Consider the following 25,217-nt stretch of genomic DNA (forward strand, 5'->3'; position numbering starts at 1 on the left):
TGAGCAGGATCCCGCTTCGGCTGTGCGAAATGTCAGCGCTCGTTGTGCTTGCGCGTCTCCTCCGAGAACGCCGGCTCGTCGTCGGCCGACTCGAACGACACGGGCCCGGCAGCCGGCGCGTCGCCCGCCGGGGCGCGCCGAGCCTCGACGGCGTTGGCCACGAGGCTGGCGATCGTCGCGACGACGATCGAGGCGATGATGACGCCGAGCGACGCCCAGTTGCTGATCTCCGGAGCCCAGTCGACGTGGTCTCCGCCGTTGATGAAGGGCAGCTCGTTCACGTGCAGGGCGTGCAGGAACAGCTTCACGCCGATGAAGGCCAGGATGAACGCGACGCCGTACTTGAGATAGCGCAGGCGGTCGAGCAGATCGCCCAGCAGGAAGTACAGCTGCCGCAGACCCATGAGCGCGAACAGGTTGGCGGCGAAGACGAGGAACGGCTCCTGCGTGATGCCGAAGATCGCGGGGATCGAGTCGATCGCGAAGATGAGGTCGGTCACGCCGATCGAGACGAACACGATGACCATCGGCGTGAGGATCTTCTTGCCGTCGACGACAGTGCGCAGCTTGGCGCCGTCGTACTCGTCGTGGATCGGGATGAACCGGCGCAGCACGCGCACGATGAAGCTCTCGGCGTTCGCCTCCTCCTGATGCTCGTTCTCGAACACCTGACGGGCCGCCGTGTAGACGAGGAACGCGCCGAAGATGTAGAAGATCCAGCTGAAGTTCTCGATCAGCGCGGCGCCGAGCAGGATGAACGCGGCGCGCAGCACGAGCGCGATGATGATGCCCACCATCAGCACCTCCTGCTGGTAGCGGCGGGGCACCGAGAACTGCGTCATGATCAGCACGAAGACGAAAAGGTTGTCGATCGAGAGGCTGTACTCGGTCAGCCATCCGCTCACGAACTGCACCGCGTGCTCGCTGTCGCCGATGAGCCACAGCACCACGGCGAACACGAGCGCGAGGGTCACGTAGAACGCGACCCACAGCGCCGATTCCTTGGTGGAGGGGATGTGCGGCCGCTTCAGGATCAGCAGCAGGTCGGCGATGAGGATCACCGTCAGCACGACGAGCGAGCCGATCTGGAACCAGACAGGAATGTCCAAGGGCGGAATGCCTTTCGGAGGGGACGACGGAATCCGAAAGTCTCTCCCCCGCGACGATCGCGGTGCGCAACCGGAGCCGCTTCATCGGGGCTCGTGATGACGAGTGCGCGCTGACGGGATACTCCCTCTCGCACCTCCAGGGTATCGCGCGCGCGGACCCTTCCCGGCCGCGCGCCCCCGCGGCGCCCCGATGCCCGTCCCGGATCGAGAAGGTGTGAGAAAGGGCGGTTTCGGATCGCCCGATCCGACCACTTCTCATACCTCTGCGGCGGCGCGGCGGGAACGAGAAAACCCCCGGTTCCAAGGAACCGGGGGTTTTCTGAACGGTGACCCCAGCGGGATTCGAACCCGCGTTACCGCCGTGAGAGGGCGGCGTACTAGGCCGCTATACGATGGGGCCGTTCTTGAGTTGTTTTCGTTGCCTCCGTCACCGGGGCAACTAGAAGAGTATGCCACGAGTTCGACGGTCCGAACAAATCGAGACGGTCCCCTCGCGCCGCCCGCGCGTGTCGCGCCGGGTGGAGGGTTTCCGAGCCGGCGCGCGGGCCGCGGTGGTTGGATGAGCGTATGCGCGTCACGAAGCACGAACACGCCACCCTCCGCCTGCACGACCAGGGCGACACCCTCGTGGTCGATCCGGGGAGCTTCACCACCCCGCTCGATGCCCTGCACGATCTCGTCGGCGTCGTCATCACGCACGAGCACCGCGATCACTGGACGCCCGCCCAGCTGGATCACCTCGCGCAGGTCGCGCCCCGCGTGCCCATCTACGCGCCGCAGGGCGTGGCCGACGCCGCCGAGGGCTACGACATCACCGTGGTCGCGCCCGGCGACACCGTGACGGTCGGCGCGTTCACGCTGCGCTTCTTCGGCGGCGTGCACGCGCAGATCCACGAGAGCATCCCGCTCGTCGACAACGTGGGCGTCATGATCAACGATCGCCTGTACTACCCGGGCGACTCGTTCGCGGTGCCCGACGCGAAGGTCCCCGTGCTGGCCGCGCCGATCGGCGCGCCGTGGCTCAAGCTCGGCGAGGCGATGGACTTCGTCCTGGCCGTGGCGCCGGAGCGGGCCTTCCCCACCCACGACATGACGCTGTCCGTCTCGGCGCGCACCATGCACGCCTCGCGCCTGGCGTGGGCGGCCGAGCAGAACGGCGGCGAGCTGGTCGACCTCGCCCCCGGCGACGAGCTGGACGTCTGAGCCGTGGAGAACTTCCTCGCCCTGCTGCTGCTCGTCAACGCGGCGTTCAACGTGATCGTCTGGCCGCGCTTCTGGAAGCGGGTCTCGGATGATCCGCGCGCCCGCGACGAGAGCGGCCGCCCGACGCGCTTCCTCACGGTGCACGCGATCCTCATCGGACTCGCGCTGCTCCTGGCCCTCGGCTCGGCCCTCGCCGGCGGCGCGGTGCTGATCGGCTGGCGCTGAGCTCAGGCCGCGGCGACGGCGTCGACCGCGGCCCGCGCGATCCGATCGGCCCCGAAGTGGTCGTGCGCCGTGAGGGTGATCACGGCGTCGCCGGCGAAGATCAGCAGCTGCCCGTGCGCGCCGTGCAGGCGCCAGGCGTCGCCCGGGCCCGCCCAGCCGCCGAGCGCGTACCGCTCGTACCCGGGGTTCCTCCCCGCCGGGACCCCGTCCTCGTGCATGGCGTCGATCCAGTCGGCCGAGACGATCCGCTCCCCGCGCCACAGGCCGCGGTCGCGGATCAGCAGGCCGAGCCGCGCGAGCTCGCCGGTGCGCAGCGCGATGCCCTCACCGCCGAGCACCGCTCCGAGCGGACAGCGACGCCAGGTCACGTCCGGAATGCCGAGCGGCTCGAAGAGGCGCGCGGACGCCCACGCGCCCACGTCGCCGACCGCGGTCGCCAGGGCGCGCATGGCCGTGTACGTGCTGGCATTCGCATACTGGAACACGCGGCCGCGACTGGGCCGACCGAGGAACTCGTGGGCGAGATCCGGCCAGTCCTCGAACATCGTCTCCGACCAAGGCAGGTCGATGCCGCTCGTCATGGTCAGCAGGTGGCGCGTGGTCACCTCGCCCACGCCCTCGCCGAGCCGCACGCCGGGCAGGTACGACGCGACAGGCGCATCGATGTCGAACCGGCCCTCGTCGGCGGCGATGCCGGCCGACAGCACGGCGACCGCCTTCGCGACGGAGTGGATCTCCTCGCGCACGTCGGGCGTCCAGCGCCGCTCGGCGACCTCGTCGCCGATCCGCACGTGCGCGCCGTGGGCGACGAACCCGTTGGCCTCGATGTCGCGGGCAAGGCGATCGAGCACGGCCTGTGCGCGGCTCACGCCTCCTCCGCCTCGGCGGCGCGCGGGCAGATCTCGGCGCCGCGCTCGCGATCGGCGGGCGCGGAGGGACGACTGTGCATCGATCGAGCGTCTCGAGACGGCGTCTACAGTTGGTCGCCGGACACCGCGAACGTGTCGCAGGCCTGCACGCCGTCGGCGCGACCCGTGTCGAACCAGCGCTGGCGCTGCTCGCTCGAGCCGTGGGTCCAGCTCTCGGGGTTGACGAACCCGCCCGACTGCTCCTGGATGTGGTCGTCGCCGACCGCCGCGGCCGCGTTGAGGGCGTCGGCGATCTGCTGGTCCGTCGGCGGCTGCAGGTACGGCACGCCGTTCTCGTCCTCCTGCTGGGTCATCGCCGCGACCCAGGCGCCCGCGAAGCAGTCGGCCTGCAGCTCGGTGCGCACGCCGTTGCTGTCGGGACCCGTGCCGTTGTTCGGGTACTTCTCGAAGACGCCGATGAGGTTCTGCACGTGGTGCCCGTACTCGTGGGCGAGCACGTACAGCTGGGCCAGGTCGCCGGCGGAGGCGTCGTACTGCTGGCGCAGCAGCCCGAAGAACGTCGGGTCGACGTACACCGTCTCCTCGGGCGGGCAGTAGAACGGGCCGGTGGCGTTGGACGCCGTGCCGCACTGCGTGGGGGTCTGCCCGTCGACGATGATCAGCTGCGGCTCGCGGTAGCCCTCGAGCGTCTCGCCCCAGAACTCGTCGATCGCCAGCGATCCGGCCGCCAGGCGGCAATCGTCGTTCTCGTTGGCGTCCTGGCCGGTCTCGCAGTCGGCGATCACGGACGACTCACCCTGCCCGCTGCCGGTGCCCTCCGTGCCGCCGGCCATGATCCCGAGCAGGCCGCTGAGGTCCTGCCCCGTGAAGGCCTGGATCAGCAGCACGGCGATCACGCCGACGCCGAGCGTGCCGCCGCCGGCGATCGCCGCATTCCGCCCGCGCCGGCGCGCCTTGTTGCCGCCGACGTTGGCGTTCTCGTTGAACGTCATGGGGAAACGCTACCGCCGGCGCTCCCCGCCCGCCGAGCCCTTGACGCAGCCGGCGTCGATCCCGCGCCGGTGCGATGCGGCCTGAGACCCGCGGACTCCCCGGTCGGGATCGGGCTCCTCCCAGACGCCGTCGAGCGGGTGCCTCCGCGGCGACGGCCCGATCACGGGCGTGCCGTCGCTCCCGGCGTGCCCCCGCTCGCCGGGGTGAGCTGCGAGCGCACGCGCTCCGCGACGGCGTCGAGCTCGCGCGTTGCGGCGTCGAGTTCGTCCACGGCGGCGATCAGGTCCGCCCGCCCGCTCTCCTCGGCACGGGCCAGGTCGGCGCAGATGTTCAGGGCGGCGGCGCGGGTGGCCGCGGACAGCGCGGCCGCCGCGATGCCGACGTCCGCGAGCATCAGGCGCCCGGTGTCCTCGGCGAGCTCTCTCAACACCGGCACGAGCGTGGTCGCGAAGCGTCCCAGCGCGGCGGACGATCCGGCCGCGGCCATGCTCGCCTCCCGCTTCGCCGCCGCGCGCTCCTCCGGCTCGCTCCGGGACTCGGCCTCCGCGAACCCGGACGCGACCTCGGTATCGCGATCCGCCATGTCCGGCGCCGCCTCGCGCACCGCTGCGGCGAAGGCCGCCAACGCGCGCTCGCGACGCTCCGCCTCGGGCGCGTCCGGCGTCTTGCGGTAGGCGACCACCATCTCCGCCAGCGCCGCCGCCACGCCCGCCATCAGCGCCGCCGCGGCGCCACCCCCGGGGTTCGGGCCGGTGGAGGCCAGCGCCTCCAGCCACGCGCCGATGCCCTCGTCGGCCGTTGTCCTGCGCTCCATGCGCCGAGGCTACGTGTGCCGCGCACACGAGAAAACCCCCGCCGGAGCGGGGGTTTCTTCAAAGCTGGGGTACCTGGACTCGAACCAAGAACAACTGAACCAGAATCAGCCGTGTTGCCAATTACACCATACCCCAAGGGCCGCGCGGCATCAGCCGCAACGACTGTCTAGCTTACCGCACGCGGCGGGGCCGGCCAAACCGGAGCCCCGCCGCGCGTGTCAGCCCTCGAGATGCGCGACGAGGGCCGCGAGGCGGCGCAGCGACTCGGGCTTGCCGAGCAGCTCCATCGACTCGAACAGCGGCGGCGAGACCCGGCGGCCGGTGATCGCGACGCGCGGAGGACCGAACGCCACGCGGGGCTTCAGGCCGAGGCCGTCGATGAGCGCGGCGGAGAGCGCATCCTGGATGGCGGCGGCGGCGAACTCCCCCTCCGGGACGGCCTCGAGCGCGTCGACGCAGGCCGTCAGCACGTCGGCGGCGTTATCGGGCAGCGAGGCCAGCGCGTCGTCCTCGTAGGCGATCTCGTCGCGGAACAGGAAGCCGATCAGCCCGGGCGCATCGCCCAGCAGCGGCAGGCGCTCCTGGATGAGCGGCGCGGCGGCGAAGATCAGCTCGGTCTCGCGCTCGGTCAGCTCGGCACCCACGACGCCCGCGGCGTACAGGTAGGGGGTGATCCGCTGCGCGAAGTCCTCGGGAGCGAGCATGCGGATGTGGTCGCCGTTGATCGACTCGGCCTTCTTCTGGTCGAAGCGAGCCGGGTTCGGGTTCACGTCGGCGATGTCGAACGCGGCCACGAACTCGTCGAGCGAGAACACGTCGCGGTCGGGACCGATCGACCAGCCGAGCAGGGCGAGGTAGTTGAGCAGGCCCTCCGGGATGAAGCCCTTCTCGCGCTGCAGGAACAGGTCGGCGCGCGGGTCGCGCTTCGAGAGCTTCTTGGTGCCGTCGCCCAGCACGAGCGGCATGTGTCCGAAGCGCGGGATGAAGTCGGTGACGCCGGCGTCGATGAGCGCCTGGTACAGCACGATCTGGCGCCCCGTGGACGGCATGAGGTCCTCGCCGCGCAGCACGTGCGTGATGCCCATGAGGGCGTCGTCCACCGGGTTCACGAACGTGTAGAGCGGGATGCCGTTGGGGCGGACGATCACGAAGTCGGGGAACGAGCCGGCCGGGAACGTCACCTCGCCGCGGATCAGGTCGACGTAGGTGATGTCCTCGTCGGGCACCTTCAGGCGCAGCGCGGGCTGGCGGCCCTCGGCGCGGAAGGCGGCCTTCTGCTCCTCGGTGAGCTCGCGGTCGTAGTTGTCGTAGCCCTGCTGCTTGGGGCGGCCGTTGGCCTCGTTGCGGGCGTCGATCTCCTCGGCCGTCGAGTAGCTCTCGTACACGAGCCCCGCGTCGATGAGCTTCTGCAGCACCTCGCGGTGCAGGTCGTGACGCTCCGACTGGCGGTACGGCGCGTGCGGGCCGCCCACCTCGACGCCCTCGTCCCAGTCGATCTTGAGCCAGCGCAGCGCGTCGAGGAGCTGCTGGTAGCTCTCCTCGCTGTCGCGCGCGGCGTCGGTGTCCTCGATGCGGAAGACGAGCTTGCCGCCATGGTGACGCGCGTAGCCCCAGTTGAACAGGGCGGTGCGGATCAGACCGACGTGCGGCAGACCGGTGGGCGACGGGCAGAAGCGCACGCGGACGTCGGCGCCGGTGGCCGTCGTGGTGCGGGGATCGGGGGTAGACATCCCGTCAATTCTAGGTGCGCGACCCCCTCCCGACGCATCGGCGGTGTCAGGGGACCTGGAACTCGCTGTCGCGCAGGTCGGTGACGAGCATGTGGCCCGGGGCGTGGGTGATCGCCAGCTCCGGGCGCACCTGCATCACCGCCGCCTGCGGCGTCACGCCGCACGCCCAGAACACGGGGATCGTGCCGTCCGGGATGTCCACGGGGTCGCCGAAGTCGGGGCTGGCCAGGTCGGCGATGCCGATCGCCGCGGGATCGCCGACGTGCACGGGCGCGCCGTGGACGGCCGGGTAGCGCGACGTGATGCGCACGGCGTCGGCCACGCGCGAGGCGGGGATCGGGCGCATCGACACCACGACCGGGCCCTCGAACCGCCCGGCGCGCTGCGTCGGGATGCTCGTGCGGTACATCGGCACGTTGCGGCCCTGCTCGATGTGGGCGATCGGGATGCCGGCCTGCAGCAGAGGCGCCTCGAACGTGAACGAGCAGCCGATGAGGAAGCTCACCATCCGCTCGTTCCAGGTCTCGAGCACGTCGGTCGGCTCGTCGACGAGCTCGCCGCGGCGGTACACGCGGTACCGGGGGATGTCGGTGCGGATGTCGCCGTCGGCCAGCAGGTCGCTGGAGACCTGCCCCGGCTCGAGCACGCCGAGGATCGGCAGCGGCTTGGGGTTGCGCTGCGCGAACAGCAGGAAGTCGAAGGCGGCCTCCCGATCGATCATGAGCAGGTTCGCCTGGGCGTACCCCGCCGACCAGCCGGCCGTCGGCACGGCCAGTCCCGCACGGAAGCGCTCGCGCGAGGCGGCGGGCGAGAGGCGGGAGACGTCGTCGAGGGTGAGTGCCATGCCTCGAGGCTAATCCGCGCGGCGCGCCCGCGGGACCTCAGCGCAGGCGACCGGCCGGCGAGAGGAGGACGATCGCGGCGACGACCGCGAGGGCGACGAGCGCGAGCCCGCCGTACCCGATCTGGCCGAGGATCGCGCCGGCGGCGACCGCGCCGAGCGAGCCGGCCAGGCTCATCGCCAGGTCGCTGCGACCCTGACGGCGCGTGCGCAGGGGCGGGGCGGTCGACTCGGCCAGCAGCGCCGAGCCCGCCACGGTCGACGCGCTCCAGCCCAGGCCGAGCAGCACGAGCCCGACCGTCACGAGCACCGTGTCGTCCTGCCCGAACGACGCCACCAGCAGCGCCGCCACGAGCAGCGCCTGGCCACCCAGAACCGTCGGCACGCGCCCGACGCGATCGGCGAGGATGCCGAAGACGGGCGAGAGCGCGTACATCCCGGCCACGTGCAGGCTGATCGTGAGCCCGACCACCTGCAGTGAGGCGCCGTGGTGGCCCAGGTGCACGGGCGTCATCGACATCACCGACGCCATCACGCCGTGGGAGCCGGCCACCGCGAAGATCGCGAACCTCGCCGCCCGCGGCCGGTCCGGCCGGTCCGCCAGCGCCCCGGCGGAGCTCGCGTCGCGCTCGCGGGCCAGCAGCAGCGGGTCGGGCCGCAGCGCCACGAGATACAGCGCGATGACGAGCACCTGCGCCGCGAGCGAGAAGAGGAACGGGCCGGTCAGCGGCGGCATGCCGATGCGCTCGCCGATCCACTCCCCCGCGCCCAGCAGGTTCGGGCCCGACACCGATCCGATCGTCGTGGCCCACACCACGAGCGACAGGTCGCGGCCGCGGGTGGCGTCGGCCGCGAGGTCGGTGGCGGCGAAGCGCGACTGCAGGTTGACGGTCTGCCCCACGCCCGTCAGCGCGAAACCCACGAGCAGCAGCGGGAACGATCGCAGCCCGGCCGCGGCTATCACCACGATCACCCCGACGAGGGCCAGCGCCATGCCGACGGTCAGCGCGAGCCGTCGCCCTCGCTGCTGCGCGGCGCGGGCGAGCGGGATCGCCAGCAGCGCCGAGCCGAGGGTGCTGGCGGCCACCGCCAGGCCCGACAGCTCCTCGACGCCCGAGATGTCGGCCGCGAGCAGTGCGCCGAGCGACACGGTCGCTCCGAAGCCGATGCCGCCGAGGATCTGCCCACCGGCGAGCGTGGCGACCGTGCGGCGCTGGATGCGCGCCAGCAGCGCCGCATCCAGCGGGGCGGCCATCGTCACGCCGCGTCGCGGGCGACGTTGCGCAGGATCCCGATGCCCGGGATCTCCACCTCGACGACGTCGCCGGCGCCGAACGGGCCCACGCCCTCCGGCGTGCCGGTGAGGATGATGTCACCGGGCAGGAGCGTGAACGCGGCCGAGATGTACTCGATGAGGAAGGGGATGTCGAAGACCATGTCGGTGAACGGCGCGCGCTGCTTCACCTCGCCGTTGAGCCGCGTGATCACCTCGCCCTCGGCCGGATCGAACTCGGTCTCGATCGCCGGTCCCAGGGGGCAGAACGTGTCGAAGCCCTTCGCGCGCGCCCACTGCCCGTCGGAGTTCTGCAGGTCGCGCGCCGTCACATCGTTGGCGGCCGTGTAGCCGAACACGTAGTCGAGGGCGTTCTCGGCGGTGACGTTCTTGGCGATGCGCCCGATCACGACGGCCAGCTCCCCCTCCCACTGCGTGTCCTGCGACTGCGCGGGGCGCACGATCGCGTCGCCCGGGCCGATGACGCTCGTGTTCGGCTTGAAGAACAGCAGCGGCTGGGTCGGCACGTCGTTGCCGAGCTCGGCCGCGTGGGCGCGGTAGTTGCGCCCCACGCACACGATCTTCGAGCGCGGGATCACCGGCGCCAGGAGGGCCACATCGCCCACCGGCACGCGCTCCCCCGTGGTGTCGAAGCCGGCGAACATCGGGTCTCCCGCGAGGACGACGAGCTCGCCGTCGTCGAGGATCCCGTACTTGATGGCGTCGTTGTGGCTGAACCGTGCGATCTTCACCGCCTCAGCCTATGGGCAACCGACGGCGACGGTCAGGCATCGAGGCGGTACAGCCAGCCGCGGGTGTCCTCGCGGCGGCCGTACTGGATGTCGGTGAGCTCCTCGCGCAGCGACAGGCCGAGCGAGCCGGCGGGCTGCTCGTCCTCGAAGCCGGCGCCCTTGAGCGCGCCGATCGGCGTGACGACGGCGGCGGTGCCGCACGCGAACACCTCGACGATGTCGCCCGAGGCGACGCCCTCGCGCCACTCCGTCAGCGAGATGGGCCGGCGCTCGACGGCGTGCCCGCGGTCGGCGGCCAGCTCGAGCAGCGAGTTGCGGGTGATGCCGTCGAGGATGCTCTCGGACTCGGGGGTGACGAGGGTGCCGTCCTTCTTCACGAAGACGACGTTCATGCCGCCGAGCTCCTCGATGTTGCCGTCGGCGTCGAGGAAGACCACCTGGTCGCAGCCCTGCGCGGCGGCCTCGGCCTGCGGCAGCAGGCTCGCGGCGTAGTTCCCGCCGGTCTTGGCCGCCCCGGTGCCGCCCTTCGCCGCGCGGGCGAAGTTCTCGCTCAGCCAGATCCGCACCGGCTTCACGCCGCCGGAGAAGTACGAGCCCGCGGGGCTGCCGATGACGTAGTACGCGTACTTCTTGGCCGGTCGCACGCCGAGGAACGCCTCCTTGGCGAACATGAACGGGCGCAGGTACAGCGTCTGGTCGGGCTGCGAGGGCACCCAGGCGCCGTCCACGGCGATGAGCTCGCGCAGCGACTGCAGGAAGTACTCCTCGGGCAGCTCGGGCATCGACAGCCGGCGTGCGCTGCGGTTGAAGCGGCGGGCGTTCTGCTCGGGCCGGAATGTGTACACCGCGCCGTCCGCGTGGCGGTAGGCCTTCATGCCCTCGAAGATCTCCTGCGCGTAGTGCAGGACGGCGGCGGCCGGGTCGAGCGGGATCGGGCCGTAGGGCTGCACGCGCGGGCGGTGCCAGCCGCCCTTCTCCGACCAGCAGATGTCGACCATGTGATCGGTGAAGACGGTGCCGAACCCGGGATCCGCCAGCAGCGCGTCGCGCTCGGCCGGCGACTTCGCCGCCAGGTTCTTGGTCACCGCGAACTGCAGCGGTGCGGTGGTGGTCTCTGCGAACGTCATGTCGGTCCTGTCTGCGAAGAGGGTCACGAACGCTCCCGCCCGGGGCGGGAGGCCGGAGGTTCCTAAGGTTACGCCCGCGCCAGAGCGGCGATCGCGTCGCCGATCTGCGCGGTGCTGCGGGAGGCGTCGCCGCGGTCGGCGATGTCCTGCTCGATCGCGCGGGTGACGCGTTCCGCCTCGGCGCGCAGGCCGAGGTGGTCGAGCATCAGGGCGATCGATCCGATCGCCGCGGTGGGGTCGGCGGTGCCGGTTCCCGCGATGTCGGGCGCCGATCCGTGCACGGGCTCGAACATCGAGGGGAATGCGCCGTCGGGGTTGATGTTGCCCGAGGCCGCGAGGCCGATGCCGCCGGTGATGGCACCCGCCAGGTCGGTGAGGATGTCGCCGAAGAGGTTGTCGGTGACGATCACGTCGAATCGATCGGGGCTCGTGACCATGTGGATCGTCGCCGCGTCGATGTGCATGTAGTCAACCACCACGTCGGAGTGCTCCGCGCCGACCTCGGTCACGATCCGGTTCCACAGCTTGCCGGCGTTGACGAGCACGTTCGTCTTGTGCACGAGCGTGAGGCGCTTCGACCGCCGCTCGGCGAGCTCGAACGCGTAGCGCACCACGCGCTCGACGCCGAAGGCGGTGTTGACGCCGAGCTCGTTGGCGATCTCGTGCGGGGTGCCGGGGCGCAGCACGCCGCCGTTGCCCACGTACGCGCCCTCGGTGCCCTCGCGCACGACGACGAAGTCGACCTCGCCGGGCGCCGTGAGCGGGCCGGGAACCGTCGGGTACAGCTTGGACGGCCGGAGGTTGACGTAGTGGTCGAGCGCGAAGCGGAGCCGCAGCAGGAGCCCCCGCTCGATGTTCGCGTCCTTCAGTCGCGGATCGTTCGGCACGCCGCCGACCGCGCCGAGCAGGATCGCGTCGTGCGCGGCGATCGCGGCGAGGTCGTCGTCGGTGAGCACGTCGCCGGTCGCGAGGTATCGGTCGGCGCCGAGCGAGAACGTCGTCTTCTCGAACGCGACGTCGCTGCCGGCGGTCACCGAGTCGAGCACCTTGACGGCCTCGGCGATCACCTCGGGGCCGATGCCGTCGCCGGGGATGACGGCGAGCCGGATCGCGCGCGCCACGGTCAGTCCTCGACGATCTCGATCTGGCGGATGATCGAGGCGCCGATCGCCTCGCCCATCTCGGCGAGCAGCTCCTCGGGCACGCGCGCGTTGACGGTCACCACCGCGAGCGCCTGGCCGTCGATCGCCTGCGCGACCTGCATGCCCTCGATGTTGATGCCGGCGTCGCCGAACTTCTTGCCGTAGATCGCGACGATGCCGGGGCCGTCCTCGTAGCGCATGACGACGTGGTGCTCGGCGATCGGCACCTCGATCTCGTAGCCGTTGATGCCGACGATCTTCTGCACCATGCGGGTGCCGGCGAGCGTGCCCGCGACGCTCAGGGTGGTGCCGTCGGAGAGCGTGCCGCGCAGGATCGTGATGTTGCGGTACTCCGGGCTCTCCTTCTCGACCACCATGCGGGTCTCGATGCCCCGCTGCTCGGCGAACACGGGCGCGTTGACGTACGAGACGGTCTCGCTGACGACGTTCGCCAGGATCCCCTTCAGCGCCGCCAGGCGGTACACGCTGACGTCGTAATCGGCCAGCTCGCCGCGCACCTCGATCTCGAGGTGCTGCAGCGCGCCGTGGGCCAGGCCGCTGAAGACCTGGCCGAGCTTCTCGACGAGCGCGATGCCGGGGCGCACGAACGGGTCGATGACGCCGCCGGCGACGTTGACCGCATCGGGAACGAGGTCGCCCTCGAGGGCGAGCTTGACCGACTTGGCCACCGAGACGCCGGCCTTCTCCTGCGCCTCGTCGGTCGAGGCTCCCAGGTGCGGGGTGGCCACGACGTTCGGCAGCGCGGTCAGGCGCGTGTCGGTAGGCGGCTCGCTCGTGAACACGTCGAGGCCCGCACCGGCGATCTCGCCCGTGGTGAGCGCCTCGTGCAGGGCGTCCTCGTCGATCAGGCCGCCGCGGGCGACGTTGATCACGTAGGCGGTCGGCTTCATCGCCTTCAGCTGCGCGGCGCCGATCATGCCCGTCGTCTCGGGCGTCTTGGGCATGTGGATGGTGAGGAAGTCGGCCTGCGCGACGAGCTCGTCGAGGCTCAGCAGCTCGACGCCCAGCTGCTGGGCGCGCGCGCTGGTGACGTACGGGTCGTACGCGACCACGCGCATCCCGAACGCCTGCATGCGGGCGGCCACGAGGGCGCCGATGCGACCCAGGCCGATCACGCCGAGCGTCTTCTCGAACAGCTCGACGCCGGTGTAGGCGCTGCGCTTCCACTCGCCGGCGCCGATCGAGGCGCGCGCGGCCGGGATGTGCCGGGCGAGGCTGAGGATGTGGCCACAGGTGAGCTCGGCGGCCGAGATGATGTTGGAGGTCGGCGCGTTGACGACCATGACGCCGGCCTGGGTGGCCGCCTTGATGTCGACGTTGTCGAGGCCCACGCCCGCGCGGGCGATCACCTTGAGGCGGGGAGCGTGGCCGATCGCCTCCTCGTCCATCTTCGTCGCCGAGCGCACGAGCACGGCGTTGGCCTCGGCGAGCGCCTCGAAGAGCGCGGGACGGTCGGTGCCGTCCACGGTGCGCACGTCGAAATCGGGACCCAGGGCCTCGATCGTGGCGGGCGAGAGCTGTTCGGCGATCAGGACGACGGGCTTCGGCACGGATGGATCCTTCGGTGCTTTGCGCAGGCGCGCGCGGTGATGAGGCGATGCGCCGCACGCCGTCGGGGGCGCGATCCGGTCCAGCTTATCGTCGCGGAACGGTGGCTCTTACGGGCGGCGGCGGGGCGGCGCGCGTCAGCCGAGGAGTGAACTCGTGTTGACGCTCGTATATGCCATGACGTCGAGCCAGAAGATCGCCACGATGCTCAGGCCGACGAGGAGCAGGACCGTCAGAGTGCGCAGTCCCCGCGAATGTCCGATCGACACGGCGAGCGCGAACAGCAGGATCGGCAGCAGGATCGCCAGGATCCACACGAGCCACCCCATGGCGTTGAGCGCGAGGCCGCTCGCCGACGCCGCCTGCACGCTCTGCACGAGCTGCGAGATGCCGCTCCACACCGCGTAGGCGTACAGCAGGCCGAAGATGCCCGCGATCGTGGCGATGATCCACGTCGGCCGCTTCATCGATCCGTCGTGTGCGGCGCTCGTCTGCTCCGTCACTGTCCGATCACCCCCACCATCACGAACGGCCACGGCACGAGGACGATCACGCCCAGCACGATCGCCGCGATGCGCACCCACGTCGGGCGGCCGCGCGTGAGGAACCACGCCGCGCCGAACCAGATCGCCGGGGCGAGGATGCCCAGCACCATGCTGCCGTGGAACATCGCGTCGGCCACGGCGCCGGTGCGGATCTGGATCCAGTCGCGCAGCCGCAGCGATCCGAGCACCCAGCCGACCGTCCACAGCAGGTACACGCCGCCGAGGACACCCAGCGAGACCAGCGCCGCGTCGCCGAGGCGCCGGGGCTCGCCCTCGACCGGTTCCTCCCCGGGTGCCGGCTCTTCGGCAACCGGACGTGTCACGGCGGGCTCGGGCTCGGTGGCGGGCTCGGTCGCCGGGGGCGTCTCGACCGGTGCCGACGGGGCCGGGTCCGCGTCGGCGGGGGCATCGACGCGCGTGTCGAGGGTCGGGTCGTCGTCGCCCTCCCACGAGAGCGCGTCGTCGTCAGGTCGCGGCATACCGCTCACCCTAGGGCGGATCGGCTTTCCCGTGCGAGAGGCCCGCGGGGCTACGGTGGGGCCATGCAGCTTCTCGGCGCGCTTCGGGCTCCGCGTCGGACGTCCGCGCTCCAGGCGGTCAAGTCGATCATCGCCACGATCGCCGCATGGCTGCTGGCCGGCTGGCTCATCGCGAGCGGTCCGCCGCCCGTGTTCGCCGCGATCGCGGCGCTGCTGGTGGTGCAGCCGAGCCTGAACCAGTCGTACCTCAAGGGCATCGAGCGCAGCGCCGGCGTGATCGCCGGGGTCATCGTGGCCGCGCTCGTCGGCCTCGCGATCCCCGATCCCGCCTGGGCGCTGCCCATCGCGGTGGCGGCCGCGCTGCTGCTGGCCTGGGCCCTGCGGATGACGCCCGGCACGTCGAACCAGGCGGGCATCAGCGCGCTGCTCGTCATCGCGCTCGGCACGACCACGCCGATGTACGCGGTCGATCGCGTGATCGAGACGATGCTGGGCGCCGCCGTCGGCTTCGTCGTGAACCTCGCCATCGTGCCGCCCGTGGCCGTCGCGCCCGCGCGCGAGGCCGTCGCCCGGCTCGGCGAGGAGCTGGCGCGCTCCCTCGAGCGGCTGGCCGACGCCCTCGGCGCCCGCTGCTCGCGCGCCGAGCTGGAGGAGCTCATGGTCACGGCGCGCCTGCTGCGACCCATGCGCGATGCGGCCGAGGCCGCGCTCGACGCCGCCACCGACTCCCTCGCGCTGAACCCCCGCGGTCGCGCGCACCGCGAGTCGCTCGCGGCGCAGCGCGAGCTGATCGGCACGCTCACGTCGATCACCCGACAGACGATCGGGATGACGCGCGCCTTCTACGACCACTACGACGACGAGATCGCGCAGGAGCCCGCCGTCGGCGGCATCGTCGATCAGCTGCGCCGCGCCGCGCACGACGTCCGACTGCGCACCCGCCGCTCGGCCGCCCCCGTGTCGACCGAGACCCAGACGCTGCCGGCGCTCACGGAACCGCTCTCGCTCGCGCAGCCGACCGGCCCGCACTGGGTGCTCATCGGCTCGCTGCTCGAGGACCTGCGCCGCGTACACGAGGAGCTCACCGCGTAGGAGAGGATGAGCCCGTGACCCGCCTCATGCTGCTCGACACCGCCAGCCTCTACTTCCGCGCGTACTACGGGGTGCCCGACACGTTCCGCTCACCCGACGGCACCGTCGTCAACGCCGCGCGCGGGCTGCTCGACATGATCGCCAAGCTCGTCACGACGTACGAGCCCGACCGGCTCGTCGCGTGCTGGGACGACGACTGGCGGCCGCAGTGGCGGGTCGACCTCATCCCCTCCTACAAGTCGCACCGCGTCGTGGAGCTCCTCGAGGGCGCGCCCGACGTGGAGGAGGTGCCCGATCCGCTCGAGGCCCAGGTGCCGATCATCCGCGAGGCCTTGGCCGCGCTCGGCGTCGCCGTCGTCGGGGCGGCCGCCCACGAGGCCGACGACGTGATCGGCACGCTCGCGACGCGCGCGACCGGACCGGTCGACGTCGTCACGGGCGATCGCGACCTGTTCCAGCTCGTCGACGACGCCCGCGGCGTGCGGGTGATCTACACCGCGCGCGGCATGAGCAATCTCGAGATCGTCACGGACGACGTCGTGGTCGCCAAGTACGGCGTGCACGCCGCCCAGTACGCCGACTTCGCCACCCTGCGCGGCGACGCCTCCGACGGCCTGCCCGGCGTGAAGGGCGTGGGCGACAAGACCGCCGCCACGCTGCTGGCCGCCCACGGCGACCTCGCCGGCATCCGCGCCGCGGCCGAAGCCGGCGAGGGCATGTCGGCGGGCGTGCGGGCCAAGATCGCGGCGGCCGCGGACTACCTCGACGTCGCCCCGCGCGTGGTCGCGGTGGCGCGCGACCTCGAGCTTGCCCCGTTCGACGACGCGATCGGCGGCTTCGACGCCGACGCGGCGCGGGCACTCGCCGAGCGGTGGGGGCTCGCGCAGCCGATGGAGCGCGCCATCGCGGCGCTCACGGCCGCCGCGGGCTGACGGGGTTCAGCGGCGCTGCGAGCCGATCACGGCGCAGATGAGGAACGCCGCGAACCCGATGCCGAGCGCGAGGCTGAAGCTGAGCGACGCGGCCCACCCGCCCGTGGCGTCGTGCAGCGCGCCGGCGACGGGTGCGCCGACCGTGCCGAACACGTACGCCAGCCCCTGCACGAGCGCGGAGCCCGTCGCCGCCTCGGCGTCCGTGCGCGCGACGCGCATGAGCACGGTGAAGATGACGACGAAGCCGCCGGCGTGCGCGACCGAGCCGATCGCCGCCCACAGGGCCAGCAGCTGCGGCGCGACGAGCAGCCCGGCCGACACGGCGATCCAGCAGGCGCTCACGACGACGGCCGGCACCATGAGCGGCAGGTAGCGCGCGAGCACCGGCACGACGAAGGCGCCGACGATCGCCCCGCCCTGGAAGATCGAGGCGAGCGCGCCCGCCGTCGTCGTGTCGACCCCGATGAGATCGGTCGCCATCGCCGGCAGCCACGTGGACAGCACGTAGTACGCGGCCGACTGGCACGCGAACGTGGCCGTGAGCAGCCACACCGCCGGGTGCCGCAGCGCGCGACCGCGTCCGGTGAGGACGGGCACCGGCCCGGTCATCGCGACGGCCTCGGCGGCCGCTCCCGTCGCGCCGGTCTCGCCCGAGTAGCGCTCGCCCCAGGTGGCCCCGGCGGCGCGGTCTCGACCCAGGTGCACGGCCCACAGCGCGACGCCGACGATCGACAGCACGCTCCACGACAGCAGCGCCACCGGCCAGCCGATGGCCTCCGCCAGCGGGGCCGTGCCGAGCGTGGCGAACAGCGAGCCGACGTTGAGCATCGCCGTGTACGCGGCCGTGACGGTGGCCACGTGCCGCTCGGGCACGTCGCGGCGGATGATCACGGGGATCACGACGTTGCCGATCGTGATCGCCGCACCCGTGACGATCATGCCGGCGATCATCCAGCCGTACACGGGGGCCGACCGCACCAGGGTGCCGGCGATCACGCCGGCGAGGCACACGAGCAGGGCGAGCTCGGGGCCCGCCCTCCGGATCACGAGCGCGGCGGCCGGCGTCACGACGGCGAACATGAGCACGGCGCTCGTCATGATGAGCGACGCGCCGGCCGCGTCGAGCCCGAGGTCGTGCTCGATGTCGCGCAACACCGGCGAGACCGCCAGCACGGGAGCCCGCAGGCTCAGCGCCGCGACGAGAACGCCGGCGACCACGAGCCAGGGGAACGCCCGTCTCGCGGCGGAGACGGGAGCGGACATCACCCGGCCAGTCTATGCCCGGGCATGCATGCGCCCTCGGGGCTCAGTCGGTCTGCGCCTCGCGGCTCGCCCGCACCCACGCCTCGAGCTTGGCCTCGGCGCGGCCGTCGTCGATCGCGGCCGCGGCCTCGTCGCGCGCCTCGACGAGGCGCTGGATGAGGTTGCGCTGCGCCTGCCCCGGGTCCTGCGACAGCCGGTAGGCGACGATGCCGGCCGCGGCGTTCAGCAGCACGATGTCGCGCACGGCGCCCTGCTCCCCCGCCAGCGTGCGGCGCAGCACCCCGGCGTTGTGCGCGGGGTCGCCGCCCGTGATGTCGGCCAGCGTCGCCGTCGGCATGTCGAGGTCGCGCGGGTGGATGTCGAACTCGTGCTGGTCGCCGTTGCTGATCTGCCAGATCCGGCTGTACCCCGTCGTTGTGAGCTCGTCGAGCCCGTCCTCGCCCCGGAAGACGAGCGCCGTCGCGCCGCGCGTGCGGAACACGCCCGCGATGAGCGGCACCACGTCGGGATTGGCCACGCCGACCGCGTTCGCCTCGGCGCGCGCCGGGTTCACGAGCGGGCCGAGGAAGTTGAACACCGTGGGCACGCCGAGCTCGCCCCGCACGGCCGCGGCGTGCTTGAAGCCGGGGTGGAAGGCCGCCGCCCACGCGAAGGTGATGCCGGCACGATCCAGCACGCTCGCGACCGCCTCGGGCGAGAGGCCGAGGTCGATCCCGAGCTCCCCGAGCACGTCGGAGGAGCCGGTCTTCGAGCTCACCGCGCGATTGCCGTGCTTGACCACCGGGATGCCGGTGGCGGCGATCACAATCGACGCCGTCGTCGAGACGTTCACGGTGCCGATCCGGTCGCCGCCGGTGCCCACGATGTCGAGCACGTTCGGATCGACGGGGAGGGGCACGGCCGCGTCGAGGATCGCGTCGCGGAAGCCGATGACCTCCTCCACCGACTCGCCCTTCGCGCGCAGGGCGGTGAGGAAGCCGGCCAGCTGCGCGGGCGTCGCTGCCCCGGTCATGACCTGCGTCATCGCCCAGGTCGCCTCCGACACGCTGAGGTCGCGGCCCTCCAACACGGTGGTGAGGACGGCGGGCCAGGAGAGCGATTCGGGCATGCGCAGATCCTATCGTCGGCCGATCCACGGCGGTCTCGGGCCGGATTCCCAGCCGGCACTTAGGCCTCCCTAACTTCGACGCGGCGTCGAAATTGCCATGAGCACGCTCGATCATCGGCAATAATGGACGGGTGACGACCCCCGTGATCTATGCCCCGGCACCGAAAGTGAAGCGACCCGACCCGGTCGCGGTCGGCACGATTGTCTGGCTCGGCAGCGAAGTCATGTTCTTCGCCGGCCTGTTCGCGATCTACTTCACGCTCCGCAGCACCAGCCCGGAGCTGTGGGCGGACCGCACCGAGCTTCTCAACGTGCCCTTCGCTCTGATCAACACGATCATCCTGGTGCTCTCCAGTGTGACGTGCCAGATGGGCGTGTTCGCCGCCGAGCGCGGCCAGCCGTACACGGTCAAGGGGCAGGGCTGGAAGTCGTGGGGCATGGTCCCCTGGTTCTGGCTGACCTTCATCCTGGGCGCGTTCTTCGTCTGCGGTCAGGTCTGGGAGTACGCCCAGCTCGTCGCGCACGGCATGCCGATCCACTCGGACTCGTACGCGTCGGCGTTCTACCTGACCACGGGCTTCCACGCGCTCCACGTCACCGGCGGCCTCGTCGCGTTCCTGCTCACGATCGGCCGTGTGTATGCCGTCAAGCAGTTCCGTCGCAAGGAAGAGACCACCGCGATCGTGGTGTCGTACTACTGGCACTTCGTGGATGTGGTCTGGATCGCCCTGTTCATCGTCATCTACTTCCTCAAGTAAGACCGGAGCTGAAGAATCACATGGCACGAGAGAAGAAGATGCGTCGCTCCGGCGGGCGTCGCAGCCCCCTGGCCACCGCCGCGCTGATCGGCATCGGCCTGCTCATCACGGGCGGCGGCTACGCCGCGGCATCGGCCGCGGTCGCCTCGACCGCCGAGACGTCGCAGGTCCAGACCGCCCTCACGGCGGAGGACGGCGAGAAGCTGTTCCAGGCCAACTGCGCCACCTGCCACGGCCTCGACCTGCAGGGCACCGACAACGGCCCCTCGCTCGTCGGCGTCGGCGAGCTCGCGGTCGAGTTCCAGGTCTCCACCGGACGCATGCCGCTGCAGATGCAGGGCCCGCAGGCTCCGCAGAAGCCGGTGCAGTTCACCGAGGAGCAGATCCTCGCGATGGCCGACTACGTCCAGTCGGTCGCCCCCGGCCCCGAGTACCCGAGCGATCACGTGACCGACGGCGAGGGCGACGTCGCCCGCGGTGCGGAGCTGTTCCGCATCAACTGCGCCATGTGCCACAACGTCGCCGCCGCCGGTGGCGCGCTCACCGAGGGCAAGTACGCGCCGGACATCATGGACACCAGCGGCCTGCACATCTACGCGGCCATGGTCACCGGCCCCCAGAACATGCCTGTCTTCAACGACATGAACCTCACCGAGGAAGACAAGCGCGACATCATCTCCGCGCTGCTGTATCAGCAGCAGATGCAGGCCCCGGGCGGCTTCACGCTCGGCTCGCTGGGTCCTGTCTCGGAGGGTCTGTTCGTCTGGATCTTCGGCATCGGCGCCCTCGTGGCGATCACGGTGTGGATCACCGCGAAGTCGAACTGACGCATGACGAACGAACGTGAAGAAGTGACGAGGAGCACCATGGCACACGAGGACGACACGCAGGCGGTGGAGGCGTACCAGCCTTCCGCTGGCCTCGCCGTCCCTGTCTCGGACCCCGTGCAGAACCCGGGTCTGCCGCCCCACCGCGCGCGGATGACCGACAAGGACCCGAAGGCCGAGAAGGCCGCCGTCCGCACGGTCTACACGCTGTTCTACCTCTCCGCCGCGGCGAGCATCTTCGCCGTCGCCGCCTACATGCTGTTCCCGATCGAGGACGAGTCGTTCCTCTCGATCCGGTACAACAACATGTTCATCGGCCTCGGCATCGCGATCGCCCTGCTGGCGATCGGCATCGGCGCGATCCACTGGTCCAAGGCGCTCATGAGCGACAAGGAGCACGTGGAGCACCGCCACGCGACGCGCGGCTCGGTGCCCACGCGCGAGGCGGCCGTCAAGGCCTTCGCCGACGCGAACGAGGACTCGGGCTTCGGTCGTCGCAAGATGATCCGCAACTCGCTGTTCGTCGCGCTCGGCGCCTCGATCCTGCCCGGCCTGACGCTGTTCCGCGGCCTGGCCCCCATGGACGAGGACCCGGTGCACCTCCTGAACCACACCATGTGGAAGGAGGGCACGCGCCTGGCGCGCGACCCCGAGGGCACGCCGATCAAGGCATCCGAGGTCACGCTCGGCTCCGCGTTCCACGTGATCCCCGAGGACCTCGCGAGCCTCGGCCACGACGAGGGCTACCTCGAGCAGAAGGCCAAGGCGATCGTGCTGCTGATGCGTCTGCTCCCCGAGCAGCTCATCGAGCGCGAGGAGCGCAAGGACTGGTCGTACGACGGCATCGTCGCGTACTCGAAGGTCTGCACGCACGTCGGCTGCCCCGTCGCCCTGTACGAGCAGCAGACGCACCACCTGCTGTGCCCCTGCCACCAGTCGCAGTTCGACGTCACGGAGGAGGCGAAGGTCATCTTCGGCCCCGCCGCCCGCCCGCTGCCGCAGCTGCCGATCACCGTCGACGATGAGGGCTACCTCGTCGCCCGCAGCGATTTCCGCGAGCCTGTCGGCCCGAGCTTCTGGGAGCGTCACTGATGAGCACCGCCACGCTTCAGGAAGAGAAGAAGGCCGCTGACAAGCCGCTGGGCGGCAAGTTCGTCGGCGCCGCCGCGAACTACATCGACGAGCGCACCAGCCTGTCGGGCTTCGTCAAGGAGCTGGGCCGCAAGGTCTTCCCCGACCACTGGTCGTTCATGCTCGGCGAGATCGCGCTCTGGTCGTTCGTCGTCGTGCTCCTCTCGGGCACGTTCCTGACGTTCTTCTTCCAGGCCTCGATGGTCGAGACCCACTACCACGGCGCCTACGAGCCCATGCGCGGCATCGCGATGTCGGCGGCGCTCGAGTCGACGCTGCACATCTCGTTCGACCTGCGCGGCGGCCTGCTCGTGCGCCAGATCCACCACTGGGCCGCCCTGGTCTTCGTGGCCGGCATCGGCGTGCACATGCTCCGTGTGTTCTTCACGGGCTCGTTCCGCAAGCCGCGCGAGCTGAACTGGGTGATCGGCTTCGTGCTGTTCATCCTGGCGATGGCCGAGGGCTTCACCGGCTACTCGCTCCCCGACGACCTGCTCTCGGGCAACGGCCTGCGCATCATCGACGGCATGGTCAAGGGCATCCCGCTGATCGGCACGTGGACCTCGTTCCTCCTCTTCGGCGGCGAGTTCCCCGGCACCGACATCGTGGGCCGCCTGTACACGCTGCACATCCTGATCCTGCCGCTGCTGGTGATCGCCCTCGTGGGCCTGCACCTGGTGCTCATGATCGTGAACAAGCACACGCAGTTCGCCGGCCCCGGCCGCGCGAACGACAACGTCGTGGGCTACCCGATGATGCCGGTGTACATGGCCAAGATGGGCGGCTTCTTCTTCATCGTCTTCGGTGCGATCGTGCTGATCGCCTCGCTGGTGCAGATCAACCCGATCTGGGCGTACGGCCCGTACGACCCGTCGCCCGTCTCGGCCGGTACCCAGCCCGACTGGTACATCGGCTTCGCGGACGGCGCGCTGCGTCTGGCCCCGTCGAACTGGGACGTCCACCTCGGCAACTACACGCTGTCGCTCGGCATCCTGGTGCCGGTCGCCGTGCTGGGCATCTTCATCGTGCTCGTCATGTTCTACCCGTTCATCGAGGCGTGGATCACGGGCGACAAGCGCGAGCACCACATCGCCCAGCGCCCGCGCAACGCCGCGACGCGCACCGCCATCGGCGCCGCCGGTGTCGGCTTCTACGCGACGCTGTGGGCCGCGGCCTCGTCGGACATCATCGCGACCCACTTCGGGCTCACGATGGAGGGAGTCATCCACTTCCTCCAGGCGGCGCTGATCATCGGGCCGTTCGTGCTCTACTTCATCACCAAGCGGGTGTGCCTCGCCCTGCAGAAGAAGGATCGCGAGATCGTCCTGCACGGCTACGAGTCGGGCCGCATCGTGCGCCTCCCCGGCGGCGAGTACCGCGAGGTGCACAAGCCGATGGACGAATACGAGCGCTGGAAGCTCATCCCCGAGCCCGGCTACGAGCCGCTCGTGGTGCGCCCCAACGACCAGGGCAAGATCCCGGCGAGCCAGAAGTTCCGCGCGTCGCTGTCGCGCTGGTTCTTCGAGGACCGCCTCGCTCCCCTCACCCAGACCGAGCTCGACCACGCCGACGAGCACCAGCGCCACGCGCTGGCCGAGTACGGCCCGAGCCCGGAGGAGACGCCGCAGTTCCGCCACGGCGGACACCACGCGGAGCTCGAGTCGGGCGACGACAAGCACTGAGTGCGCCGAAAGGGGCCCGGTCTTCGGACCGGGCCCTTTTCGCGTGCGCCGGAGGTTTCCGCGGGGACTGCGGGGCGGATTCGCCGGGTGCGCCCCCGGGTCGGTTACCGGTTGTGGTCGGGTCCGCGGGGACTGCGGGGTTCCGCCGCCCAGCGGGGGCCCGGTTCGCTGCGCTCACCCCCTGCTGGGCAGCGGAACCCCTCCGTCCCCGCTGGGCGCGTTCGCTGTTGCGGCGCAGCGCGGGTGTCTTCGCGCCGAGACTGCATGTTTGCGCCGAGACAGCGTCCACCGTCAGCTGTCTCGGCGCAGGCGTGCAGTCTCGGCGCATACCGTGCGATCTCGGGACCGGGATCTGCTCCCCCGTCGCGTGCAGGGCGGCCCACCCATGCAGGGCACCCGGACGCGCGTTGCGCGCCCGTCGAGTCCGTGACGCTGTTTCTTCACGCCGAGACTGCATCTTCGCGCCGAGACAGCGTGCACAGGAACCGGTCTCGGCGCAAACATGCTGTTTCGGCGCCCCGCTCCGTAAGCCGAAGCCGACCGCGAGCCGCACGCCAGACGGCGCACCGGGCCGCAACGCAAAAGGCCCCGGCGGGTGCCGGGGCCTGGGGTGCGAGGGTCAGTCCTCGATCTTGCGCTTGCGCCAGCGGATGCCGGCGTTGATGAGCCCGTCGAGGTCGCCGTCGAACACCGTGGCCGGGTTGCCCACCTCGTAGCCCGTGCGCAGGTCCTTGACGAGCTGCTGACCGTAGAGGAAGTACGAGCGCATCTGGTCGCCCCAGCTCGCGGTGATCGTGCCGGCGAGCTCCTTCTTCTTGGCGGCCTCCTCCTCCTTCTGCAGCAGCAGGAGTCGGGTCTGCAGCACGCGCATGGCGGCGGCACGGTTCTGGATCTGCGACTTCTCGTTCTGCATCGAGACGACGATGCCGGTCGGGAGGTGGGTGATCCGCACGGCCGAGTCGGTGGTGTTCACCGACTGACCACCGGGGCCGGACGAGCGGAAGACGTCGACGCGGATGTCGTTCTCGGGGATGTCGACCTCCTGGGCCTCCTCCATCACCGGGATCACCTCGACGGCGGCGAACGACGTCTGGCGCTTGTCGGCGGAGCCGAACGGGCTGATCCGGGCGAGACGGTGCGTGCCGGCCTCGACCGAGAGCGTGCCGTAGGCGTAGGGCGCGTCGACCTCGAACGTCGTGGACTTGATGCCCGCGCCCTCGGCGTAGGACGTGTCCATCACCTTGACCGGGTAGCCGTGGCGCTCGGCCCAGCGCAGGTACATGCGCATGAGCATCTCGGCGAAGTCGGTGGCGTCGTCGCCGCCCGCGCCCGAGCGGATCGTGACGACGGCGGCGCGATCGTCGTACTCGCCGTCGAGCAGCGTTTGCACCTCGAGGTCGCCGATCGCCTTCTCGAGCGCGGCGAGCTCGGTCCGCGCCTCCTGGGCGGCGTCCTCGTCCTCCATCTCGTTGGCGAGGTCGACCATGACCTCGAGATCGTCGAGGCGGCTCTCGATCTTCGTGACCTTGGCGAGCTGCGCCTTCACGCGGCTGAGCGCGCTGGTGACCTTCTGCGCGTTGGCCTGGTCGTTCCAGAGCTCTGGATCGGCCGCCTCCTGCTCCAGGCGGTCCACGTCGGCGCGCAGCGCGTCGACATCGACCACCTCTCGGATGTTCGCGAACGTGGTGCGCAGCGCCTGGATGTCGGCGGAGAGATCGAGCTCAATCATGTCTCCCCCAGCCTACCGGTCGG

At 70.9% G+C, this 25,217-nt stretch carries 24 protein-coding genes and 2 tRNA genes; 8 read left to right on the forward strand and 18 right to left on the reverse strand.

All coding sequences use genetic code 11. The annotated features are described in order from the left end of the window. Positions 1-32 precede the first annotated feature (32 nt). A complete protein-coding gene (locus E3O41_RS07965) occupies positions 33-1,109 on the reverse strand; it encodes a TerC family protein (RefSeq protein ID WP_067023947.1) in 1,077 nt (358 codons plus the stop codon). A 327-nt stretch (positions 1,110-1,436) separates the two neighbouring features. Further along, positions 1,437-1,509 (reverse strand) — tRNA-Glu (locus E3O41_RS07970). 167 nt (positions 1,510-1,676) lie between these two features. On the opposite strand from E3O41_RS07970, the gene E3O41_RS07975 reads away from it, so the two are divergent. Together E3O41_RS07975 and E3O41_RS07980 are read left to right on the forward strand one after the other, a co-directional pair. Continuing rightward, positions 1,677-2,312, forward strand: a complete 636-nt coding sequence (locus E3O41_RS07975; RefSeq protein WP_067023949.1) for an MBL fold metallo-hydrolase — start codon at positions 1,677-1,679, stop codon at positions 2,310-2,312. Positions 2,313-2,315: 3 nt separating this feature from the next. Further along, entirely contained in the window at positions 2,316-2,537 is a 222-nt protein-coding gene (locus E3O41_RS07980; RefSeq protein WP_067023952.1) for an SCO4848 family membrane protein, read from the forward strand. Positions 2,538-2,539: 2 nt separating this feature from the next. Here the strand turns inward: E3O41_RS07980 and E3O41_RS07985 are convergent, their stop codons facing one another. The 13 genes from E3O41_RS07985 to E3O41_RS08045 all read right to left on the reverse strand — a co-directional run bounded on the left by E3O41_RS07985 (position 2,540) and on the right by E3O41_RS08045 (position 14,672). Next, a complete protein-coding gene (locus E3O41_RS07985) occupies positions 2,540-3,406 on the reverse strand; it encodes a serine hydrolase domain-containing protein (protein WP_067023955.1) in 867 nt (288 codons plus the stop codon). 104 nt (positions 3,407-3,510) lie between these two features. Further along, complete coding sequence (ypfJ, locus tag E3O41_RS07990; protein WP_067023958.1) at positions 3,511-4,398, reverse strand: KPN_02809 family neutral zinc metallopeptidase; 888 nt, start codon at positions 4,396-4,398, stop codon at positions 3,511-3,513. A gap of 161 nt (positions 4,399-4,559) precedes the next feature. Beyond that, entirely contained in the window at positions 4,560-5,213 is a 654-nt protein-coding gene (locus E3O41_RS07995) for a cyclodeaminase/cyclohydrolase family protein (RefSeq protein ID WP_067023961.1), read from the reverse strand. A 64-nt stretch (positions 5,214-5,277) separates the two neighbouring features. Beyond that, a tRNA-Gln gene (locus E3O41_RS08000) sits at positions 5,278-5,349 on the reverse strand. 83 nt (positions 5,350-5,432) lie between these two features. Then, positions 5,433-6,944, reverse strand: a complete 1,512-nt coding sequence (gene gltX, locus E3O41_RS08005; protein ID WP_067023964.1) for a glutamate--tRNA ligase — start codon at positions 6,942-6,944, stop codon at positions 5,433-5,435. Positions 6,945-6,990: 46 nt separating this feature from the next. Further along, positions 6,991-7,788, reverse strand: a complete 798-nt coding sequence (locus tag E3O41_RS08010) for a putative hydro-lyase (RefSeq protein ID WP_067023967.1) — start codon at positions 7,786-7,788, stop codon at positions 6,991-6,993. A gap of 37 nt (positions 7,789-7,825) precedes the next feature. Next, the gene (locus E3O41_RS08015; RefSeq protein ID WP_135012233.1) at positions 7,826-9,040 is read right to left on the reverse strand and encodes an MFS transporter; all 1,215 of its coding nucleotides are present in this window, start codon (positions 9,038-9,040) and stop codon (positions 7,826-7,828) included. A 2-nt stretch (positions 9,041-9,042) separates the two neighbouring features. After that, on the reverse strand, positions 9,043-9,810 hold the full coding sequence (locus E3O41_RS08020) for a fumarylacetoacetate hydrolase family protein (protein ID WP_135012235.1): 768 nt from the start codon (positions 9,808-9,810) through the stop codon (positions 9,043-9,045). 32 nt (positions 9,811-9,842) lie between these two features. Beyond that, positions 9,843-10,937 carry a branched-chain amino acid aminotransferase gene (locus E3O41_RS08025; protein WP_067024309.1) on the reverse strand — a complete coding sequence of 365 codons (1,095 nt, stop codon included), beginning with the start codon at positions 10,935-10,937 and terminating at the stop codon, positions 9,843-9,845. A gap of 68 nt (positions 10,938-11,005) precedes the next feature. Beyond that, complete coding sequence (locus tag E3O41_RS08030) at positions 11,006-12,058, reverse strand: 3-isopropylmalate dehydrogenase (protein ID WP_067023972.1); 1,053 nt, start codon at positions 12,056-12,058, stop codon at positions 11,006-11,008. A 2-nt stretch (positions 12,059-12,060) separates the two neighbouring features. Beyond that, on the reverse strand, positions 12,061-13,650 hold the full coding sequence (serA, locus tag E3O41_RS08035) for a phosphoglycerate dehydrogenase (protein ID WP_135012237.1): 1,590 nt from the start codon (positions 13,648-13,650) through the stop codon (positions 12,061-12,063). A gap of 135 nt (positions 13,651-13,785) precedes the next feature. Further along, positions 13,786-14,151, reverse strand: a complete 366-nt coding sequence (locus tag E3O41_RS08040) for a hypothetical protein (protein ID WP_083990818.1) — start codon at positions 14,149-14,151, stop codon at positions 13,786-13,788. Further along, positions 14,148-14,672, reverse strand: coding sequence for an MFS transporter (locus tag E3O41_RS08045; protein WP_067023978.1), 525 nt, complete (start codon positions 14,670-14,672; stop codon positions 14,148-14,150). The genes E3O41_RS08040 and E3O41_RS08045 overlap by 4 nt, the downstream gene beginning before the upstream one ends. 63 nt (positions 14,673-14,735) lie before the next feature. Here E3O41_RS08045 and E3O41_RS08050 point away from each other — a divergent pair, with 63 nt between their 5' ends. Together E3O41_RS08050 and E3O41_RS08055 are read left to right on the forward strand one after the other, a co-directional pair. After that, complete coding sequence (locus tag E3O41_RS08050) at positions 14,736-15,764, forward strand: FUSC family protein (protein ID WP_067023981.1); 1,029 nt, start codon at positions 14,736-14,738, stop codon at positions 15,762-15,764. A gap of 26 nt (positions 15,765-15,790) precedes the next feature. Then, positions 15,791-16,696, forward strand: a complete 906-nt coding sequence (locus E3O41_RS08055) for a 5'-3' exonuclease (protein WP_067024314.1) — start codon at positions 15,791-15,793, stop codon at positions 16,694-16,696. A gap of 6 nt (positions 16,697-16,702) precedes the next feature. Here the strand turns inward: E3O41_RS08055 and E3O41_RS08060 are convergent, their stop codons facing one another. Together E3O41_RS08060 and trpD are read right to left on the reverse strand one after the other, a co-directional pair. Beyond that, on the reverse strand, positions 16,703-17,959 hold the full coding sequence (locus E3O41_RS08060; protein WP_067024317.1) for an MFS transporter: 1,257 nt from the start codon (positions 17,957-17,959) through the stop codon (positions 16,703-16,705). A 43-nt stretch (positions 17,960-18,002) separates the two neighbouring features. Beyond that, positions 18,003-19,067 (reverse strand): anthranilate phosphoribosyltransferase, encoded by a 1,065-nt coding sequence (gene trpD, locus E3O41_RS08065; RefSeq protein WP_067023984.1) that lies wholly within the window; start codon positions 19,065-19,067, stop codon positions 18,003-18,005. 131 nt (positions 19,068-19,198) lie between these two features. Here trpD and ctaE point away from each other — a divergent pair, with 131 nt between their 5' ends. Genes ctaE through qcrB form a run of 4 tightly spaced genes read left to right on the forward strand, consistent with a single transcriptional unit; the run spans position 19,199 to position 23,465 of the window. Continuing rightward, on the forward strand, positions 19,199-19,825 hold the full coding sequence (ctaE, locus tag E3O41_RS08070) for an aa3-type cytochrome oxidase subunit III (protein ID WP_205631737.1): 627 nt from the start codon (positions 19,199-19,201) through the stop codon (positions 19,823-19,825). A 20-nt stretch (positions 19,826-19,845) separates the two neighbouring features. Continuing rightward, the gene (qcrC, locus tag E3O41_RS08075; RefSeq protein WP_067023990.1) at positions 19,846-20,652 is read left to right on the forward strand and encodes a cytochrome bc1 complex diheme cytochrome c subunit; all 807 of its coding nucleotides are present in this window, start codon (positions 19,846-19,848) and stop codon (positions 20,650-20,652) included. Positions 20,653-20,691: 39 nt separating this feature from the next. Continuing rightward, positions 20,692-21,744: a cytochrome bc1 complex Rieske iron-sulfur subunit gene (qcrA, locus tag E3O41_RS08080; RefSeq protein WP_067023993.1), complete on the forward strand. Its 1,053-nt coding sequence runs from the start codon at positions 20,692-20,694 to the stop codon at positions 21,742-21,744. Further along, the gene (qcrB, locus tag E3O41_RS08085) at positions 21,744-23,465 is read left to right on the forward strand and encodes a cytochrome bc1 complex cytochrome b subunit (RefSeq protein WP_083990820.1); all 1,722 of its coding nucleotides are present in this window, start codon (positions 21,744-21,746) and stop codon (positions 23,463-23,465) included. Before qcrA ends, qcrB begins: the two co-directional genes overlap by 1 nt. Before the next feature lie 619 nt (positions 23,466-24,084). Here the strand turns inward: qcrB and prfB are convergent. Beyond that, positions 24,085-25,194: a peptide chain release factor 2 gene (gene prfB, locus E3O41_RS08090; RefSeq protein ID WP_135012239.1), complete on the reverse strand. Its 1,110-nt coding sequence runs from the start codon at positions 25,192-25,194 to the stop codon at positions 24,085-24,087. Positions 25,195-25,217: the final 23 nt, after the last annotated feature.

It is taken from the genome of Microbacterium sediminis (genome assembly GCF_004564075.1).
Taxonomy (GTDB): Bacteria; Actinomycetota; Actinomycetes; order Actinomycetales; family Microbacteriaceae; genus Microbacterium; species Microbacterium sediminis.